General features: G+C 63.8%; 14 protein-coding genes and 1 pseudogene. 7 read left to right on the forward strand and 8 right to left on the reverse strand.

Annotation, left to right across the window (positions count from 1 at the left end; translation table 11 throughout):
• On the forward strand, positions 1–1,404 hold a 1,404-nt coding region (locus tag ACZY0B_RS25120; RefSeq protein WP_463766952.1), incomplete at its 5' end, for a hypothetical protein.
• Between the two features lie 14 nt (positions 1,405–1,418).
• On the opposite strand, the gene ACZY0B_RS25125 is transcribed toward ACZY0B_RS25120, so the two are convergent.
• Both ACZY0B_RS25125 and ACZY0B_RS25130 read right to left on the reverse strand, forming a co-directional pair.
• Positions 1,419–1,925 (reverse strand): GtrA family protein, encoded by a 507-nt coding sequence (locus ACZY0B_RS25125; RefSeq protein WP_463766953.1) that lies wholly within the window; start codon positions 1,923–1,925, stop codon positions 1,419–1,421.
• A gap of 71 nt (positions 1,926–1,996) precedes the next feature.
• A complete protein-coding gene (locus tag ACZY0B_RS25130) occupies positions 1,997–2,887 on the reverse strand; it encodes a class I SAM-dependent methyltransferase (RefSeq protein ID WP_463766954.1) in 891 nt (296 codons plus the stop codon).
• Positions 2,888–3,231: 344 nt separating this feature from the next.
• Here ACZY0B_RS25130 and ACZY0B_RS25135 point away from each other — a divergent pair, with 344 nt between their 5' ends.
• The 4 genes and pseudogenes from ACZY0B_RS25135 to ACZY0B_RS25150 all read left to right on the forward strand — a co-directional run bounded on the left by ACZY0B_RS25135 (position 3,232) and on the right by ACZY0B_RS25150 (position 7,383).
• Positions 3,232–4,119, forward strand: a complete 888-nt coding sequence (locus ACZY0B_RS25135; RefSeq protein ID WP_463766955.1) for a glycosyltransferase family 2 protein — start codon at positions 3,232–3,234, stop codon at positions 4,117–4,119.
• Between the two features lie 80 nt (positions 4,120–4,199).
• Positions 4,200–4,358 carry a hypothetical protein gene (locus ACZY0B_RS25140; RefSeq protein WP_463766956.1) on the forward strand — a complete coding sequence of 53 codons (159 nt, stop codon included), beginning with the start codon at positions 4,200–4,202 and terminating at the stop codon, positions 4,356–4,358.
• A gap of 83 nt (positions 4,359–4,441) precedes the next feature.
• Positions 4,442–4,890, forward strand: a pseudogene (locus ACZY0B_RS25145) (ATP-binding protein); the annotation flags it as partial.
• A gap of 288 nt (positions 4,891–5,178) precedes the next feature.
• Complete coding sequence (locus tag ACZY0B_RS25150; protein WP_463766957.1) at positions 5,179–7,383, forward strand: acyltransferase family protein; 2,205 nt, start codon at positions 5,179–5,181, stop codon at positions 7,381–7,383.
• Between the two features lie 165 nt (positions 7,384–7,548).
• On the opposite strand, the gene ACZY0B_RS25155 is transcribed toward ACZY0B_RS25150, so the two are convergent.
• The 5 genes from ACZY0B_RS25155 to rfbF form a co-directional block, all read right to left on the reverse strand.
• Positions 7,549–8,382 carry an NAD-dependent epimerase/dehydratase family protein gene (locus tag ACZY0B_RS25155; protein ID WP_463766958.1) on the reverse strand — a complete coding sequence of 278 codons (834 nt, stop codon included), beginning with the start codon at positions 8,380–8,382 and terminating at the stop codon, positions 7,549–7,551.
• Between the two features lie 106 nt (positions 8,383–8,488).
• A complete protein-coding gene (locus ACZY0B_RS25160) occupies positions 8,489–9,712 on the reverse strand; it encodes a class I SAM-dependent methyltransferase (RefSeq protein ID WP_463766959.1) in 1,224 nt (407 codons plus the stop codon).
• Positions 9,709–10,260, reverse strand: a complete 552-nt coding sequence (locus ACZY0B_RS25165) for a dTDP-4-dehydrorhamnose 3,5-epimerase family protein (protein ID WP_463766960.1) — start codon at positions 10,258–10,260, stop codon at positions 9,709–9,711. Before ACZY0B_RS25165 ends, ACZY0B_RS25160 begins: the two co-directional genes overlap by 4 nt.
• A complete protein-coding gene (rfbG, locus tag ACZY0B_RS25170; RefSeq protein WP_463766961.1) occupies positions 10,257–11,345 on the reverse strand; it encodes a CDP-glucose 4,6-dehydratase in 1,089 nt (362 codons plus the stop codon). Before rfbG ends, ACZY0B_RS25165 begins: the two co-directional genes overlap by 4 nt.
• A complete protein-coding gene (rfbF, locus tag ACZY0B_RS25175; RefSeq protein ID WP_463766962.1) occupies positions 11,333–12,106 on the reverse strand; it encodes a glucose-1-phosphate cytidylyltransferase in 774 nt (257 codons plus the stop codon). The genes rfbG and rfbF overlap by 13 nt, the downstream gene beginning before the upstream one ends.
• Positions 12,107–12,455: 349 nt before the next feature.
• Between rfbF and ACZY0B_RS25180 the strand changes: the two genes are divergently transcribed.
• Both ACZY0B_RS25180 and ACZY0B_RS25185 read left to right on the forward strand, forming a co-directional pair.
• Positions 12,456–13,457, forward strand: a complete 1,002-nt coding sequence (locus tag ACZY0B_RS25180; protein WP_463766963.1) for a glycosyltransferase — start codon at positions 12,456–12,458, stop codon at positions 13,455–13,457.
• Between the two features lie 3 nt (positions 13,458–13,460).
• Entirely contained in the window at positions 13,461–14,378 is a 918-nt protein-coding gene (locus ACZY0B_RS25185; RefSeq protein WP_463766964.1) for an NAD-dependent epimerase/dehydratase family protein, read from the forward strand.
• A 17-nt stretch (positions 14,379–14,395) separates the two neighbouring features.
• On the opposite strand, the gene ACZY0B_RS25190 is transcribed toward ACZY0B_RS25185, so the two are convergent.
• On the reverse strand, positions 14,396–16,552 hold the full coding sequence (locus ACZY0B_RS25190; protein ID WP_463766965.1) for an acyltransferase family protein: 2,157 nt from the start codon (positions 16,550–16,552) through the stop codon (positions 14,396–14,398).
• Positions 16,553–16,642: the final 90 nt, after the last annotated feature.

Here is a 16,642-nt window from a genome sequence, read left to right on the forward strand (position 1 = left end):
CGCACCATCCTGCTCGGCACCATTCTGCTGGCGTCAGCGCTTTCCGGGTTCACGGGTTTTGTTCTGACGCAATACTTCGCGATCGACGCGATTTCCTCCCTGCTGGCGTTCCCCTATGCCGATTGTTACCTCGATTGGGGCACCAATATCGGCCGGCACTGCTTCAGTGACTACGCATACGAAGTGATGTTCGGCATGCGGGCCAATCCCTGGCAGCCTTTCGAGATAGTTATGCAGCCGGACATCCACCAGACGGCAGTGAACAACTACCCGGCGGCCGGAACGCTTCCGCCACTGATTTTCGGGCTGTTCGGCAAGTTATTGGGTGCGCCGGTCATAGGGGTGTTGGGCTACCTGCTGACCTTGACGATCGCGGTCCTGTCGCCCGCCGTCTGGGCGGCTCGGGGCGCGCGTGGTCTCGAGCGGGTCGTGGTCTTCGTAGCCTGCGGCGCGGCGGCCGTTCCGGTGTGGTCGGTGATCGATAGGGCGAATTCGGTGGCTTTCTTGGCTCCGATCGGCCTGGTGTTTCTGATCGCACTCGTTCGGCAACGGTGGGGACTCGCCGCGGCAATGGTCGTGCTCGCCGCGCTGTTGAAACCGCAATTCGTCGTCCTGGCGATCGTGCTGTTCGCCGTCCGGCAGTGGCGGTGGGGCGGCATCGCCATCGGTGGCGCCGTGGTTCTCAACGCTGCCGCATATCTGTTCTGGCCGCACGACTTTCCGCACACCATCATGCAATCGGCTGCCAGCACCCTCGGCTACGGAGGCGGCAGCGTGGGGGCTTTCGCGACCTCAAATGTCTCGTTCAGCAGGTCGCTCCTCTTGGCGCCGGACATGCTGATGTTCATGCAAACAGGCGGCAAAATGCCCGACGGCTACCTGGCTGGCCCGCGAGCGCTGATCGGGTACGTGATCCTCGTCGTGGTCGTCGTCGCCGTGTTGGCTCTGGGACGGCGCATCCCGCCCGTCATGGCAGGCATCGTGCTGCTGGTGACCGCCTCCCTGTTCCCCATGATCGCCATCAGCTACTACTTCGTGTTCGCATTGCCGGTCGCGGCGCTCCTGGTGCGGGATCCAGACGGGCCGCCGGGCTCGGGGATCTTCGAGCGGCTCGCGGCCGTCGCCGGCGGCCATCGCACGGTCGGCATTTGGCTCAGCCTGTCCACGGCGCTCACCATCGCGACGATCGCTTTGCCGAGCCCGCCGATGACGGTGCTGCTGTACCGGAAGAACGGCCCGCCGATCCAGGAGCTGACGGTGCTCACCACGGCGACGCTGGTGCCGATGCTCTGGCTCGTGACGTTGGCAGTCATCATCGTCACGTACGCGCGCAAGCCGGCTACCGACACGTCAACGGACGCCGCTGCATCACCGTTGTCGCCTGAGCCGGCCTCCACGTCCTGATCCGCATCCCGCCCCTAGGTAAGCGGCGTTTCGTCGTGCGTATCGGCGGTAGGAGCGTCGGTGGCGCTGCGCCGGAACGAAAAGTACCGGTGGCCAACGTAATTCAACAACAGGGTGGGCAGGAAGACGATTGCCTGCGCTGGAATACGGTGCACGCCCAGCTCGACGAGCCCTGTCAAGGCGACGGCGTTGATGCCGAAGGAGGTGAGGTAGACACTCTCGAAGCGCACGAGGTCACGCAGCACGTGGCCTCGAACGCGGAACACCAACCGGCGATGCATCACAAAGGCGAACAGCACACTCAATACGTGCGCGACGGTAACGGTCGCCAGCGTCCCGGCGAGCGTGCCGAAGCGGCGGTCGATGACGTGTCCCACGGTCGCCGAGCAGGCAACGAAGATCCCGAACCCGACAACGGTGTTGATCCCTCCGACCACAATAAATGCCACACGCTGGTCTCGGGCGAGCCGGATCAGCGGCCCCGGCGGCGCCGATTCGGGCGGCAGGTCGAACTCAGTCACTTGAGGCCTTCGAATGCGGCCATCGGCTCCCGGTCACCGTAATCGCGTCGGCGTGTAAATGCCGCTCGCACTCACTCGGGGACGCGCCCCGCGAACACGATCTCGGCGCCTGTGCCATCGTCGGATCCTGCGTAGACCTCAGGTTCGAATCCCGCATCGCGCACGTAATCGACGACGTCCCGGCCGAATTCCGTGAATGCCAACATATCGACCCCGACCGGGATGAACCGATATGCCCCGCTGCCCCTCCCGTGGTACAGGGCTGGCATCAGGTGCACGATCTTGCCGTCGTCGCCGATCTGTGCCCGCGTATCAGTGGTCGCCTGCGTCCAGACGACCGGCACCGTGAAGACATGGCGGCCTCCCGGCCGCAGCACCCGCCGCGTCTCGGCCAGCGCGGCCCGGAAGTCACTGACGTGTTCCAGCGTGTCGGACGACAAGACGAGGTCGAAGACCGCATCGGGGTAGGTGAGGCGACAGATGTCTTCGTTACGGTTGCCGTCGATAACTTCGCCTAGCCGATCCGGCCCCCGGTAATCGGAGAACATGAGCCGCGGGAGCCGCCGCAGCAGGGCGTGCAGCGATCCGAGCGAGCCGAGCGTGTTTACTTCGGCGACGTCGAGCTCGCGGAACTTGGGGTCCTCCAACAGTTCGGCGAACGACCCGCATCCGGGTGGACCGTAGAGAGCGACGAGAACCTCGGCGATCCGCCTCACTCTCAGATTGCAGCAGCAGGACCGGCAGAACATGCTCTCGCGCCGGGTGTAGGCGCGCGACACGTTAGGGTCGGCCCAATACGCGTGCAACTCGTCCGGGATGGTCCAGGCATTGAAGGCGAAGGTGGTATCGGCACCGCAGGCCACGCAACGTCCCACCTCGTCGTCGCGGCGGTCGCGCAGCGGACGCAGGTTGAGCAACACGGGCCGGCCCACCCGGGCTTTCGCCGCGGCTAGCAGCCTCACCTCGAGGAAGCTCCGGTCGGCGCGACCTGGGGCCACACCACCAGCTCAATGGGCTCCTCGGTCGTCATCGACATCGCGGTCTCGTATGCGGGCACAGCGTTGAAAGTTATCACGGCTCCCTCTCCAGTTTCAGCAAACTGCGGTGCGGCGAAACGAACATTCGCGAAATGCCGCTCCACTACCTCCATCCCGATGCGCTGCGCAATCGCGTGATTAGCCTGGCGCCAACATAAGTCAGCAACTAAGTTACTGCCCGTGGTCAACAGCTACTTCGCTCGTCGAGACTTTCCGTTCCGCGATAACCCAGACGAACTCCCACCAGCCGAGCAGCAGAAGGCAGGGTCGTGACGCCAGTCGCCTCGGTCGTCATACCGGTATACAACGGCGCCTCGTACATCGATGCGACCATGCAGTCGATTCTGGCACAGACATTCCGCGACTTCGAACTGGTGGTTTCGGACAACGCGTCTGTCGACGGCACTTGGGAGGCACTGCAGCGCTATGCCGTTGACCCCCGAGTTCGTTTGACCCGACTGGCTTCCACCATCCCCGCAGCGGAGAACTTCAACCACGTCACCAACCTCGCCACCGGTGAGTTCATCAAGTTGGTCTGCGCCGATGACGTGCTCTACCCCAATAACCTCGAGGTGCTCGTGAAGGAATTGACAGCGCACCCATCAGCGCTGCTGGCTGCCAGTTCCAGAGATGTCATCGACGCCACGGGAAGAATCGTGTTGCGCAACCGCGGGTTGGCCGGCCTGCGTGGTGAAGTCACCGGCACTGACGCGATCCGGCACAGCGTGCTCGCTGGCACGAACATTTTTGGCGAGCCCCCGTCAGTCTTATTCAGGCGCGGCGCCCTAGTCGACGCCGGTGGTTGGGATGGCCGCTTCCCCTACCTCTTGGATCTCGCGACCTACAGTGCGGTGCTACTTCATGGCAACGGCAATCTCGTCGCAGTGCACCAGCCACTCTGGGCATTTCGAATCAGCGGTTCTGGAGAAAGTGTGCGAACGCAGGTTCACGCCCAGGCCGGCCAGTCGATTGGCTACTTTCACCAGTTGGCCGCGGAGCACGCCGGACTGCTCGGTCGGCGGCACCTTCTCATCGGCACCGCGCGAGCCCGTATGAACGCCATCGCGCGGCACGCGGTGTACCTATGGCTTGGCCGGCGGATGCGCCCCGGTACCGCCCCGGCCGGCAGCCAGCGCGACGCCGGCACGATACGTTAAGAAGCCTCGGTGGAGACGAATCGCAGTTCATTCTGCGCTCACCGCTCAGGAGATCAGCCGGTCAGGGTGAGCAGCGGCCGTTGACGATCACCAAGATCCACACCTTGCTGGCCCGGCAGGGATGTGTGGTGCCTTATCCCACATTGCACCGATTCGCCAGTGAGCGTTGCGGTTTCGGCCGCAGAAACAACACCACCGGCCGTGTCGCACCGATGCCACAGATGGCCGGCGCCGCATAGGTCCCGTCATCCACACGAATTCACCTCCACTCCAACATCATTGACCGTCGTATCCAACACTGAGTGCAAGGAGATCTTCTGAGATGGCCGCAACCACCCCCACATCCGCCGATCCGGTTGGCGCTGATCCGAGCCGGCTGCTCGACACTCAGACTCGGCGACCTGGCCGATACGCGCAGCGTTGACCCGCCACCACAAAGTTAGCCATCTCGGATTCCTCGAAGTCCTGCTAGCCGATGAGGTACCACGCCGCGAATCCCGTTCAGCCGCCCTAAGGGCGACCAAAACCGGACTCGACCCCGCAATGCATTTCGACACCTGGACCGCACTAGAAGACCTGGGCTATGACCGCACCCTGGTCGGCGACCTGACCTCACTGCGCATTCTGGACACCAGCCAATCCGCGACCATCGTCGGCGTCGGAAAAGCCCACCTAGCAATCGCCCTGGGGCACATGGCCATTCGTCACCGCCCCGCCGTGCTGTTCGCCCGTGCCGACAAACCGTTCATCCGGGCATGCGCCGGACCTCTCGTTGGATGCAGAAAAGGGCATTCACCGCCTCGATTCTTCGAGGGGTCTGCCGACGCCGCCCGTTATTGCAAGGGAGTCTGGTAAGTGATGCCGAAAGTCGGTCTTAGGGAGACCCATCCGAACCCGGGACAGCGCCGTAGCGGCGTGCTACGTTACACAGCCAAGCCGACTCGTCGTGCAGGCAGCGCCAAGGTCCGGCGGCATCGGATGGATGGGCTGTCGACGACTTTCGGGCATACGGCAGCGGCGATTCGAAAGGGGGCGTCGTGATTACCAAAGTTGGTGATCGTGCGCCAAGCCGACAGGGTTAGCCCTACCGAGAAAGTGCGGGGTCAGCGCTCGGCACAGACGAATTTTCGCCAAGACATCGAGGGTCTGCGTGCCGTCGCGGTGGTGGCCGTGGTCCTCTTCCACGCTGGCTTGCCCGGGGTGGGCGGTGGGTTCATCGGGGTGGACGTGTTCTTTGTCATCTCGGGCTTCCTGATCACCGGGCTGCTCTGGCGCGAGGTGGGCAGTACCGGCGCCGTCAGGCTGGGCCGCTTCTACGGGGCGCGGGCCCGCCGGCTTCTGCCAGCATCGGCCACAGTAGGCGTCGTCACCGCGATCGGCGCAGCGGTCCTTTTATCCCCACTGCAGGCCCGGACCGCCATCGGTGACGGCATCGCCAGCGCACTGTATGTGAGCAACTACCGTTTCGCTCTGCAAGGCGTCGACTACTTCGGCGGCCAACTGCCACCCTCGCCGTTCCAGCATTACTGGTCGTTGGGCGTCGAGGAGCAGTTCTACTTGGTGTGGCCAGCATTGATCGTCGGCACGGCGTGGCTAATCCGGATTGTGCGTCGGCGCACCAAAGCCCAGGCTGCTACCTCCTCGGCGCGCCCGTATCTAGTGGTGCTTGCGCTAGTCGCCCTAGCGTCGTTCGCGTTGTCGCTGGCCGACACCTACCTCGTGCCCTATGTGGCATTTTTTTCGCTGCCCACCCGGGCCTGGCAGTTGGCCGCGGGCGGGCTGGTGGCCCTGACCGCCGGCCAGTGGCGCCGGCTACCGCGACCAGCTGCGGCGATTACCGGATGGGCGGGCCTGGGCCTGATCTTGCTGGCTTGCACCTGGTTGAGCGCGACCACGCTGTATCCGGGCACTGCCGCGTTGTTGCCGGTGCTGGGTGCGGTGCTGGTGATCGGCGCTGGATGTGCCACACCCGCTCAGGGATGCGGCCGAGTGCTGGCAGTGTCGCCGATGCGCGCGATCGGCCGGATCTCGTACTCGTGGTATCTGTGGCACTGGCCGGTGCTGCTGCTCGCAGCGCCATTGCTAGGCCACCCGCTGGGGCTGATCGGCAGGCTGGCAACGGTCCTGGTCTCCGGCGGGCTGGCTATCCTCACCCTCAAATTCATCGAGAACCCGCTGCGATTCGCCGCACCCATACGCCGGTCGGCCATCTGGAGTCTGGCGTTGGGCGGTGCGGCCACCGCGGTCGCGGTCTGTGTGGGCGTGGCGCTGCTGGTCGTGGTGCCGATTCCGGTTGGGCGGGGCCCGGCAGCTGCGGCGCTCACGGTCACTGTGGCGCCTCCCCCCGTGGGCGCGAGCGTGGACGCGTACGACGCGGCGGTGCAGCAGGGGTTCGCTCAGGTGCAAGCTGCGGTCGCGGCATCGGCCGGTATCAACGCCGTACCATCGAACCTCGTCCCGCGGCTGACGGACGCGGAAGCCGAACAGAAGGCCCTCTTCCTCAACGGGTGCCTGCTAAATTTTCCCCAAGTTGAACAGCCTGAATGCGCAGCAGGCGATAAGGCCTCGACGACGAGGGTGGCCCTGATCGGGGATTCGAATGGCGCGATGTGGAATCCAGCGTTCGAGCAGATCGCCGCTCAGCGGCAGTGGCGGCTGGAGATGCTCGCCAAGGCTGGCTGCCCGTTGTTGGACCTGCCCACCATCAACATCGTCGCCCACAGGAAGTACACCGAGTGCGATGGGTGGCGCGATCAGATCATCACCCGGCTACGCACCGAGCACCCGCGGCTGGTCTTGCTCAGCCTCTGGCGGCGATACGGTGCCGTCCTCGGCGCCAATGACCAATACCGATTCCCCGCAGGTTTCACGCCATACGACCCAGCATGGACCGACAGCCTGAGTCGTTTGGTGCAGCAGTTGCGAGGGACTGGCGCGGAGGTGCTGGTTCTCGGACCGATCCCGGACCCGCAGACAGTGGTCGCAGACTGCCTGTCCGGACACCTCAATGACGCGACGTTCTGTTCACCGCCGCGGTCCGCGGCGGTGAACGGACGTGGCATCTCGGCTGAGACCGCCGCCACCAAAGCCGGCGGCGGAAAATACGCGAACATCACGGAGCTTTTCTGCACTGCCGAGCGATGCCCAGGCATCGTGGGAAACACTCTGGTCTATCTCGATCGGAACCACTTGACGTCTGAGTACGCCCGGCTATTGGCACCGGTCGTCGGTGCGCTGGCCGATCGCGCGTTGGTCGGCGGTTGACAGCTCTCCCAGCTAATTGGGGTTGCCACGCAGATTCCTGAGCCTGGCGCGTGTCCTGAACAAGGAGACCTCCCGGGAAACAAGAGTGACTCCTAGGCAGAGCAGATTCGTACATCCGGTTCTGGGAGCTTGGAAAAGCCTACCGCTAAAGCGGTTTCACCCCGCTCATCGCACGTCCTCCCGTACACCGACGACCCGCGGTGGGTCAAAAAAAACGTTCTCGGGCCTTGCCCCAAAACGCAATAGATCACGCCGACCGTACTCATCGGCAACGCGTTCGGCGACTTGTCGAATGGTCAAACCTTCACCTGAGCAGATGTTCACCGCGCCCTGCTGGTGCCCCAGTGCCACACCGGCGATCATCGCGGCGGCTTCTTTCACGTCGAGGAAATCACGCACCTGCTCACCGCGAGTGAGGAGCACCTCTTCCCCAGCCCCCAATTGCCTGCGAAGGTAGGGCACCAATCCCGGCCCATCTGTATCTTCCCCACACAGGTTGAAAATCCGGCACCAGGCAAAGCTCATGCCGTCCGTATCAAGAAAATAACGGAGCACCTGAAATGCCGACACCTTGCACGCGGCATACAAGTTAGTCGGCGCCAACGGAGTATCGGTCGTCACCAGTCCTGCGGAAGCGTCGTATTCCGCATAGGTTCCGATGCCAACGAATCGCTTGCCCCCGACTGCAGCGAATGCGCAGGCCAGGTTCAGTGTGCCGGTGAGGCACGCAAGGTTCAGTGGCGACGCAAAATGGCCTGGCCCCACATACCAAGCCGCGTGCACCAACGTATCCGACCCTTCGAGCAACTCCTCCAACCGGCCGGTTGCCTCTGCGAACAAGTCGGGCGTCTGCACGACCTCTAGTGCTCCAGGTGCCCGGATGTCATGCAGGAGTGATGGATCGCGAACGAGCACCCGTACCGAGCAGCCTCGCTCGAGAAGGTTGCGAAGAATCTTCCGTCCGACGAATCCGGTCGCTCCGGTCAAGGTCACAGTCATAGGAACCTCAGCTTTGGCGGAGTCGAGAGCCGAGTCCGCAAGCAAGGATTGTGTAGCGCACCCCCGCCTTGGTGATCGACCGCATGGCGTAAGGGATTGGAGGCCTTCATAGGAAGCTCAATGTGGGAACCGCAGTCACGAAGCGTGTGCCGTTGTTGACAAGATCAGCCAATTGGGTCCGTACCTCGTGGGCGATGTTCCAGGGCAAAATAATCACTTCGTCTGGCGGATTCTCGCGAAGTGCCTCAGGCGAATAGATGGGGATGTGGCTGCCCGGCATAAACTTTCCTTGCTTGGATACCGCCGCATCATACACAGATGGCAGCAAGTCGGGTCTGACACCCGCGTAGTTCAACAAAGTGTTGCCTTTAGCAGCGGCCCCGTACGCCGCCACGCGGCGGCCCGCTCGCTTCTGCTCGATCAGGAAGGCCAACAGATCGTCCTTCACCCGGTCGGCACGTTGCTGGAACGCCGAGTAGGTTTCGGGCCGGGTCAACCCGAACTCATCCTCCCGCATCAGTAATGAGCCGACCCGGTCGGTCGTGGAAATTGTTGCCTCGCTAAGGCAGCCGTACACTCGCAGGCTCCCGCCGTGGGTTGGCAATTCTTCCACGTCCCAGACGCGCAAGCCGGCCGCGTCGAAGATGCGGGCGACCGTGGTGAGCGAATGGTACGAGAAGTGCTCGTGATAGATCGTGTCGAACTGAGTCCGTTCGATCAACGGCATTAGGTGGGGAAATTCCAGTGTGACAGTGCCTTCGGGCTTCAGCGCGGCGGCGAGTCCGCGGGTGAAGTCGTTGATGTCGGGAACGTGCGCATACACGTTGTTGCCCGCGATCAGGTCGGCCGACAGTCCTTCGCCAGCCAGCCGGCGCCCCAGTGCTTTACCAAAGAATTCCCGCATGACGGGGATTCCCAGCGCCTCAGCCGCCGCGGCCGTGCTCGCCGTCGGTTCAATGCCGAGGCACGGGATAGATTCCGCCACAAAGTTTTTCAAGAGATAGCCATCGTTGGAGGCAACCTCGATGACAAAGCTATCAGGCCCGAGCTGCAGCCGCTCGGTGATCATGCGCGCATAACCTGCTGCGTGTTCGAGCCAACTGCTCGAGGTGCTGGAGAAGTACGCGTAGTCAGCGCTGAACAGTTCTTCGGCCTGGGCGTGATCCTCGGTTTGTACCAACCAACACTGGCGGCAAACCTTAACGCGCAGTGGGTAATACACTTCGGGGTGACCCAGATCCTCGGCCTCGAGGTAGGCGTTGGAAGGCGGCGCGAAGCCCAGGTCCACAAAGGTGAGATCCACGGGCACGCCGCAGTGTCGGCATTTCATAACGCGACTCCGTTGAAATCGGCACCCAGTAGCGGATGGGAAACGTCACGAGGGGAAAGGTCCTGTGGCGGAAATGGCCACGCAATGGCGAGCCGCGGGTCGTCGTGGCGTAGCCCGCCCTCGGAAGGCGGGTGATAGAACGCCGTGTGCAGATAGAGCAATTCGCTTTCGGACTCCAGGACCTGGAAGCCGTGGGCGAAACCTTCTGGGATGACCAGCATTTGGGCGTCGTCTTGTGCCAGTTCCTGGGCGTGCCACTGCAAGAAGGTGGAGGATCCCGCACGCAGGTCGACCGCGACGTCCCAGACCCGCCCGCGTAGGCACCGGATCATCTTCATTTCCGCGTGCGGTGGGCGTTGGAAATGCATGCCGCGCACCGCTCCGGCGCGGCTGGTTCGGGAGTGATTGATCTGCACAATCTGGCGCCGGCCCAGCACGGGTTGCAGTTCCTCCGCGCAGAACAGGCGGGTGAACGCGCCGCGGTCATCGCGATGCGGCGCGGACTGCACGAGCTTCAGATCGGCCAGCGGGGTGTCCAAGATATTCATGCCGTCGCCCAGCCCAGACCAGCGTTGACTGCATCGGCGACGTAGGCGCTCAGTTCCTCGACGCTCGGCAACTCCTCCGATTCCAGCAGCAGGCGATACCAGTCGGCCGTGTGATGGATCGCCGTTTCAAGATTCCAGACGGGACGCCACCCCAACTGCATCCGCGCCTTGGCGCTGTCGAGTTGCAGCAGGCCCGCCTCGTGCGGTTGGGGATCGGAGGTGACCTGCCACCGAAGCCGCGGCCAGGTGCGAGCAAGACTTTGGAGCACCTGCTCTACCGTTCGGTTTCCTTCTCCATCGGGGCCAAAGTTCCACGCGTCGGCGCAAGTCGCATCGCCCGCCATCAGTCGCTGGCCCAGCAGCAGATACCCACTGAGGCAATCCAACACATGCTGCCAGGGTCGCGTGGCGTGCGGCGAGCGAATCACCAGCGGCTCGCCGGCGGCCACCGAACGCACCAGGTCGGGAATCAAGCGGTCCTCAGACCAGTCGCCACCGCCAATCACGTTGCCGCCCCGGGCGGTTGCGAGCAGCGGGGCCGACGGCTGTTGCAGAAATGCAGTCCGGTAGCTCGCGGCGACCAACTCGGCGCCGGCCTTGGATGCACTGTAGGGGTCGTGGCCTCCCAGGCGGTCTCGTTCTCGGTAAGCCCAAGGCCATTCGCGGTTTTCGTAGCACTTATCGGTCGTGACGACTACCACTGCGCGCACATCCGGAGCGTGCCGTACGGCCTCGAGAAGGTGAGCCGTGCCCATCACATTGGTGGCCCAGGTGATGATGGGTTCTCGGTAGGAGCGACGGACCAACGGCTGGGCGGCCAGATGAAACACGATCTCCGGCCTTGCCGCAGCGAAGACCCTGCGGACTGCGGCTTCATTGCGAACGTCGACGCGATGATCCTCGATCGATAGCTTCAACAGCTCCCAATGGCTGGGCTCGGACGGTGGGTCCAATGCCAGCCCGGTGACCTCGGCCCCCAGCGTGCGCAGCCAGAGACACAGCCAACTGCCCTTGAAGCCGGTGTGGCCGGTGACCAACACGCGGCGCCCGCGATAAGCCGATCCAAAAGCGTTCAATGCCAGCATTTCCACGGCGCTTCGCCGCTACTCCAGAGTTCTTCGAGCAGGTTCTTCTCTCGAAGCGTGTCCATGGGTTGCCAGAAGCCGGAATGTTCGAAGGCCATCATTTCGCCATCGGCAGCCAGACGCGCCAAGGGCGCGCTTTCCCAAGAGGTCTGGTCGCCTTCGATGTAATCGAGTACCGCGGGCGAGAGGACGAAAAATCCGCCGTTGATGAGGCCGCCATCGCCGCGTGGCTTCTCAACGAAGCGCTTGACCCGGTCACCCTCGCACTCAAGGGCCCCGTAGCGCCCGGGCGGAAGCACGGCCGTAACCGTGGCGTGCCGCCCGTGCTGACGGTGGAATTCGATACTCGCGCCGATGTCTACATCGCTGAGCCCATCACCGTAGGTGAAGCAGAAGGCCTCATCGTCGCGGATGTAGCTTGACACGCGCTTGAGGCGCCCCCCCGTCATGGTTTCCTCGCCGGTATCCACCAGCGTCACCCGCCAGGGTTCGGCGTGCCGGCGATGCACTTCCATCTTGTTGGCCGACATGTCAAAAGTGACGTCGGACATGTGCAGGAAATAATTGGCAAAATATTCCTTGATGACATATCCCTTGTAGCCACAGCACACGACAAAGTCTTGAATACCGTGGTGGGAATAGAGCTTCATGATATGCCACAGGATCGGGCGTCCACCGATCTCTACCATCGGCTTGGGGCGAACGGTGGTTTCCTCGGTGAGACGAGTGCCAAGGCCTCCGGCCAGCAATACGGCTTTCATTCGACTAATCCGTGGAAGTAGCTCGAGTTGAATTCGACAATGGCAGCCATATACCCAAACATATCAGCAGCAATGTAGTTCGAATGCTCTTCCGCGAGAGGACGAATTGGCGAGAAAGAACCCGACGTGAGTGCGCCCATGCCGCCCGAACACCGGGACCCTGAACAGGAGGGACACGCGGTGAGCGTACACCAGCGGCAACCTCGTCGGCGGCCGGGCTCGCGCGACAATTCCTCGCGGATCTGAGGCAGATCAACCTGCGCACCGTCGACATACCGGAATTGGCGTCACTGACTCGGTGGTCCATCGGTACAGTGACTCCACGGACCGTTCGTTCAGGAGGCAATGGGTGACTGGCGACCGTCGATCGACTCGGGTGGATTCGATCAGCGTTGTGATTCCGGTCTACAGCGGAGCCGTGACCTTGCCCGACGTGCTGAAGGAGCTCGAGCAACTTCGTTCGCCCCAGAAAACACCGGACGGTCGTCAGTTCCGCGTCGACGAGGTGCTCCTGGTGTGGGATCGGGGCATTCGCGGTAGCGAAGAAGTCGTGCGTGAACTCGCTGAGCGGGACGACTGGATCCACCCAGTGTGGTTGTCGCGCAACTTCGGACAGCATCCGGCAACCCTCGCCGGCATGACGTCGTCGGGCGGGGACTGGATCGTCACGATGGACGAGGACGGACAGCACGATCCGGCATATATCGGCACATTTCTCGACATCGCGTACCGGGACCGCACCCAACTCGTGTATGCCTCCCCGACAAACCGACCACCACACGGTGTGTTTCGCAACGCGGCATCGTGGCTGACGAAGTGGTTGTTCCTGCACATCCTGGTGGCGTCCGACGGGGTTAGAGCATTCAACAGCTATCGGCTGGTACTCGGCGAGGCCGGCCGCAGTGTCGCGGCCTACGCCGGCGCGGGGGTCTTTCTAGACGTCGCTCTCTCTTGGGTGGTCGCCAACCCGTCGACCTGTCCGGTCGCAATGCGCCAAGAAGGACGACCCGCGAGCGCGTACACCCTGCGTCGCCTGGTCTCGCATTTCTGGCGGCTCGTCATCTCTTCAGGAACCCGGCCGCTGCGCTACGTCTCCACGATGGGAATTCTGTTGGCGCTTCTCGGTTTCGGCGTGGCGATCTATAGCGCCATCCAGAGAGCGGTCGGCGACATCAACGTGGAAGGGTGGACATCGGTGTTTGTTGCGGTGCTTGTCGTCGGCGGAGCCACCTTGTTCGCGCTGGGAATCATCGCCGAATACATCGCCGCCTCGGCCCACATGGCAATGGGCAGGCCGGTGTACGTCGTCGTGCGCGATCCTGCAGAGGTATTCGACAGCCCGGCGGACTGACCGGTGCTCACCTGGATCGTGGGTCGCGGCGGACTGCTCGGCGGCGCCGTGTCGCGAGCGATGGGCCCGAAGTTCCTCGAAGATTCGGTGCCATGGCACAACCACGATGCGGCGGCCGGGGTACTCGACTCCGCACTCGAGCGATTCATCCGAACGGCGGGCCACGACGATTGGTCTGTTGTTTGGGCCGCCGGCAGCGGTGTAATCGGTTCTACCGCAGACCAACTCGCTGCGGAGACGCGCATCCTGACTCACCTGATCACCAGGTTGCGCGACTCGCGACCCGCCGGTCGGGGCGCGTTCTTCCTCTCGTCCTCCGCGGGCGGCATCTATGCCGGATCGACTCATCCACCGTTCAGTGAGTCCACGACGCCACGGCCGCTGAGTCCATACGGCGAGACGAAACTCGCTCAGGAGGAAATCCTGCGGGCGACGCTCGGCGGCTGCGTCCCGCTCGTCATTGGACGGTTCTCCAACCTCGCCGGGCCGGGCCAGAACCTCCAGAAACAGCAGGGGCTCGTCAGTCAGCTGTGCCAAGCCGCTGTCACGCGGCAATCGTTGAACGTTTTCGTGCCGATGGAGACACTCCGCGACTACCTGTACGTCGACGATGCCGCCGCGATGGTGCGGATGCTGGTGGAGAACGCGGTGCGCAACCAGCTGTCGACGCCGGTGCTGCGCAATATCGCGTCTCAACGACCCGTGTCCGTCTGCACCGTCATGCGGACGGTGCAGCAGGTCGCCCACCGCACGGTACGCATCGCCCTCGGGTCTAGCCCGTCCTCCCGCTATCACGTTCGGGACTTGCGAGTCTGCACACAGTTCCCGCACGAGTTTCAGGGCGTGGCTATCACGCCGTTTCCCGTGACAGTCAAGCGTGTGTACGACGACGTACTACGCCACCAGGCAATGCCCAACTAGTTCGAGCCGAACGTGGGTCATCCGGAGGCAAGAGCGCGGTCGGCCAGCATGCCCATCACCGGCGCCAGCAGCCTGGAGTATTCGTACGTCAAGTGCACCCTGTCGAGGTACACCAGAGCGTTGCCGACGATGACCGGGCACCGTTCGGCGGCGCAGAACAGCGGGGTCACGTCGGCGTATTGGCCCCCTGCGGCCCTGGTGGCATCAGTCTCGGCGGCGATGCCGGGATCGTTTACCGCATTCGACCTTCGCGGGCTACAGGCCGTCACGTCATCAAGGTGCCCAGACAGACAGGTCGGAACGGCTGACTGCGGGTCCGGGATCGGTCCGAGAACCAGCACCTTCGAACCGGCGCTGCGCAACTGCTGCACCAGCCGATTCAGGCCGGCGATCCACGCCGGGTCGTAGGACGTGAAACCTTGGTTGAGGTAGGCGCGCGAGATGCCCAGTACGATCAGTCGCGGCTGTTCGGCCTGTAACCGGGTGATGACCCGAGCACGCCACTGCTCGCACTCGGTGTACTCCCGTCGCAGATGCGGGGTGGTGAGGGGCAGGTCGAGCAGTGCGCAGCCGACCTTATCCAGGGTCTCCAACCGCCAGTGCCGCTGCGTGGCGACCCACTCGAACGCCGGGCTCCACATCGCGGCATTCGAATCACCGACCAAAGCCACCGTCGTCGTCGACGCCGTGTCGCCGGACGCGCACTCGGGTTGATCGACATCGAAGAAATCACGCATGCAGCCGTGGACGTACATGGCCGGCTCTTCGGCGGCCGCAACGGCCAGCGGCGGTTCGAGGTTCGACGGTACGGCGTGCAGGTTGGCGGATGCCGCAACCGCCGCCTGCACCTGCGCGAACGCATAGTGCACTTCCGCGTTGTAATCGTCGAAGTTTGGGACCGCGGAGCGTTGCGGCTCGGTGATGGTCAATGTTGGAGCCGCCGGGCCGCGGCCGACCGGGATGGGCACCGACACCAACAGCGCCGCGCCCACGCACACCGCTACCGCGGTGGCGACACCACCGACGGCGAGACTACGGCCGGCGGAGCGATTCACGGCCGCGGCGAATCGGAAAGGGTTCTCGACATAACGCAGGGTGAGCACGGCGAGGCCGCCGGAAACGGCCACGGCCACCAGCCTGCCTGTCAGCCCCAGCGGGTGGCCGAGCAACGGCGGCGCAAGCAGCAGCACCGGCCAATGCCACAGGTACCACGAGTACGACACGCGGCCGACCGCCCGCATCGGCGCCACCGACAGCGCACGCCCAACTCCCTGTTCAGATGAGGCACACCCCGCACCGATGACCAGCACCGTGCCAAGCACGGGAACAAGCGTGGCGATACCCGGGTACTGCGTGGCCGAGCTCAACAGAACACAGGTCAGCAGGATCGCGCCCAATCCCAGCCATCCCGCTGCCGCCGCGGGTAGCGGCGACAGTCGGCGCCATTGGCCGGCCGTGAGCGCCACCAAGCCGCCCGCAGCCAACTCCCACGCTCGCGTGGGCATCAAGAAGAACCCCGCGGGAGGCCACACGCGAGTGACCACCAGCGCCGCCGCAAACGATGCCGCACCGATCAGCGCAAGGATGACGAGGTACGGGGTCCTCGACGAAATGGCATTGGCGCCGGTCCGCCGACGCGCACGGCGGATGACCCACGCCGCGCCGAGCATGATGGCCGGCCACACCAGATAGACCTGCTCCTCCACGCCCAGAGACCAATAATGCACAAACGGCGATGCGCTGTCGGCGTCGGAAAAGTAGTCGGTGGCCTCGAGAAAGAACCAGCAGTTGCCGACGTACAGCGCACTGGCGATGCCGTCGAGCAGGACGGGCTTGACGAGCAATGGAGGTAAGAGGAGGAACGAAGCGACCGCGGTAACGACGCCCACGGTGGCCGACGCCGGCAAGAGTCTGCGGGCTCGGGCTCCGTAGAACCGGCGCAGCCGGATGGACCCGGCGGTGCTCACCTCTCGCCAGAGCAGCCCGGTAATGAGGAAGCCTGAGATGACAAAGAACACGTCGACGCCGACGAATCCCCCGCCAACCCCGGGCACACCAGCATGAAAGAGAACAACCGCCAACACCGCGACGGCACGCAAGCCCTCGATATCCGAGCGGAACCCCGAGCGCGCCGGCGAACCCGTGGCGCCGCGCTCACCGTTGCTTTTGGGCAGCGTTGAAGCGGCGTTTTGGGATTGAATAAACTTCTGGGTCTGCTGCGATGGAGCGGTCGCCGACGGGTCCGTCAAGGAGCTAATCCCTTC

The sequence above is a fragment of the Mycobacterium sp. IDUB_19 genome (genome assembly GCF_055419445.1).